The 1,920-nt window shown below is 35.9% G+C and carries 3 protein-coding genes; all 3 read right to left on the bottom strand.

Going from position 1 to position 1,920, the window contains the following annotated elements; translation table 11 throughout:
- Positions 1-192 precede the first annotated feature (192 nt).
- A complete protein-coding gene (locus ABT034_RS35235) occupies positions 193-426 on the bottom strand; it encodes a hypothetical protein (protein WP_350627254.1) in 234 nt (77 codons plus the stop codon).
- A 294-nt stretch (positions 427-720) separates the two neighbouring features.
- Positions 721-930, bottom strand: a complete 210-nt coding sequence (locus ABT034_RS35230; protein WP_350627252.1) for a hypothetical protein — start codon at positions 928-930, stop codon at positions 721-723.
- A gap of 105 nt (positions 931-1,035) precedes the next feature.
- Positions 1,036-1,734 (bottom strand): rolling circle replication-associated protein, encoded by a 699-nt coding sequence (locus ABT034_RS35225; protein WP_351221185.1) that lies wholly within the window; start codon positions 1,732-1,734, stop codon positions 1,036-1,038.
- Positions 1,735-1,920 lie beyond the last annotated feature (186 nt).

Below are 1,920 nucleotides of genomic sequence, written 5' to 3'. Positions count from 1 at the left end.
ATATATTGTTAAAAAATGAACAGAGACAATATAGCCGAATTTATGGAAAGGTGCAGAAATGCTTGCCACGCTCACGCGCGGACTGCATTTGCTGCCCCTCTTTCCATAAAAGTCACTTTATATGTTTTCTATCCTTTAATACAACAATTTTTAGTTATCCATTTCATGCTATAATATAGCAATGCGAATGCGTTATTGTCTCATGAATGCCTGCGAAGCGGATTGAACACTAACCATTCGTTTTTTTATATCTTTTTTCAATAAGTTGTCTCGCACTTGAGACAATTCATCTCTATACCAATCTATTTTCGTTTCTAAAGCCTCTGACATATCCGCACCATGTTCTAGCGCCAAATAATCTAATACCTCTAATTGAGCTGTTATAAGTCCAATTTCATAAACAGAATCTTTTGTTTTTTCTTTCATGCTTTTCTCTCCTTAAATTTATTTCGTGTACATATTATGTACATTTAACCGCCTGTTAGAAAGGGCTGTTAATATATCTATAACCGCAAGCATTGACAGCAGGAACCCGCTTACTGTGCAGAAATTAGGAGACTTCAGCCATGGAAACAACCAATCCTAAATTTCCACGCTGAAGCTTCAACAGGATAGCACAGACGCCCTACTGTAAATGCACCGCTACGCTTTGCTCAGATCTAAATCTAAAATAGGTAAACTTTCCATATTTAGCCGCCTGTTAGAGGGAGCTGCTACTAATTAAAGAGTTTTGTTTTCTTTAGCTTTAACATGTTCAAACATAGCGTTAGCTTCTTTAGTCATAGTCATGGAATCCGATTGACGTTTTATCGTATCAACACACATTGCTATATATGCATTCTTAGTAATCCCTATACGCTTTGCTTCAGCTACACAATAATCATTAAGTTCTTCCCCAAGCGACATAGAAAACTTAACATTCCCACTCACGTAATCACCTCCAAATCACTTTTATGTAACTAATATACCACCTGATAGGTTTTCAAGCAACAAAAAACTGCAATAGTTTTCAACCATTGCAGCACATGTTATAATTTATTTGATTTTATAGATCAAGCAAGTATCATTCTCATAGTCTGGTTGCAACCCCAGGCCTAAATCTTGCACACTATACTCAACCGCTGGTACTCTCAACCCACGAGAACACCAGTATTTTTTTTTGCCTTTTCCAACAATAGAATTTTGCATTTCTTTCGTAACATATTTAGTAATATAGCTTGCTGTTTTTTCCCGACTTCTAATTTTAGTAAGAGTAGTAAAACCATGATCCCAATCACTACAATTATATACTTTCACGCCTTTATGTTTAACGCCTGAATCACGTATAACAGCGTTCAATCCGCCAGTAACACCATGAAAATGAATAGCACCATCTTTATGAAGCTCAGGGATCATAATATAATCGAATTTTCCATGCTTCTTTCTCATACGTTCAAGCCATCGTCCCATTTTCTCAAATGCAACAGCATAATTATATCTATCAGAATCAAAAGTCAAAGTCCAAAAATAGTTGAATTCATTAGATAATACATAATCTTTTATTTTGGTACGAATTTTCCATAGATTTCTAATTTTCTCTAACTCTTTTTCGTCGTCAGTTTTCTCGGTTTTTTCAGAAATAGATACATCGATAGAATCATCATCAATTTTAACGATTAATGCATTCTTATAAACCGTCAATGTCTTGTCGCCGTTGGGATAGGACTTTATTTTAGTCTTGTATAGTCTCGTCATATTTCTTCCGTTAAGTTACCCGTATGTCAAGTAGACGGGCAACAGCGAATCCCCCTTCCTTTTCCATATTTCATCCGAAATGAATAATCAAATATATTGTTAAAAAATGAACAGAGACAATATAGCCGAATTTATGGAAAGGTGCAGAAATGCTTGCCACGCTCACGCGCGGACTGCATTTGCTGC

This window comes from Streptomyces sp. NPDC002773 (assembly GCF_040295605.1).
Lineage (GTDB): Bacteria > Actinomycetota > Actinomycetes > Streptomycetales > Streptomycetaceae > Streptomyces.
The sequence above is the reverse complement of the archived record's forward strand: the minus strand, read 5'-3'. Positions and strand labels throughout refer to the sequence as shown.

Bases quoted from the DNA above. Each gene is read 5' to 3' on its own strand.
- ABT034_RS35235 (WP_350627254.1), bottom strand. From the start codon at position 426: ATGAAAGAAAAAACAAAAGATTCTGTTTATGAAATTGGACTTATAACA.
- ABT034_RS35225 (WP_351221185.1), bottom strand. From the start codon at position 1,734: ATGACGAGACTATACAAGACTAAAATAAAGTCCTATCCCAACGGCGAC.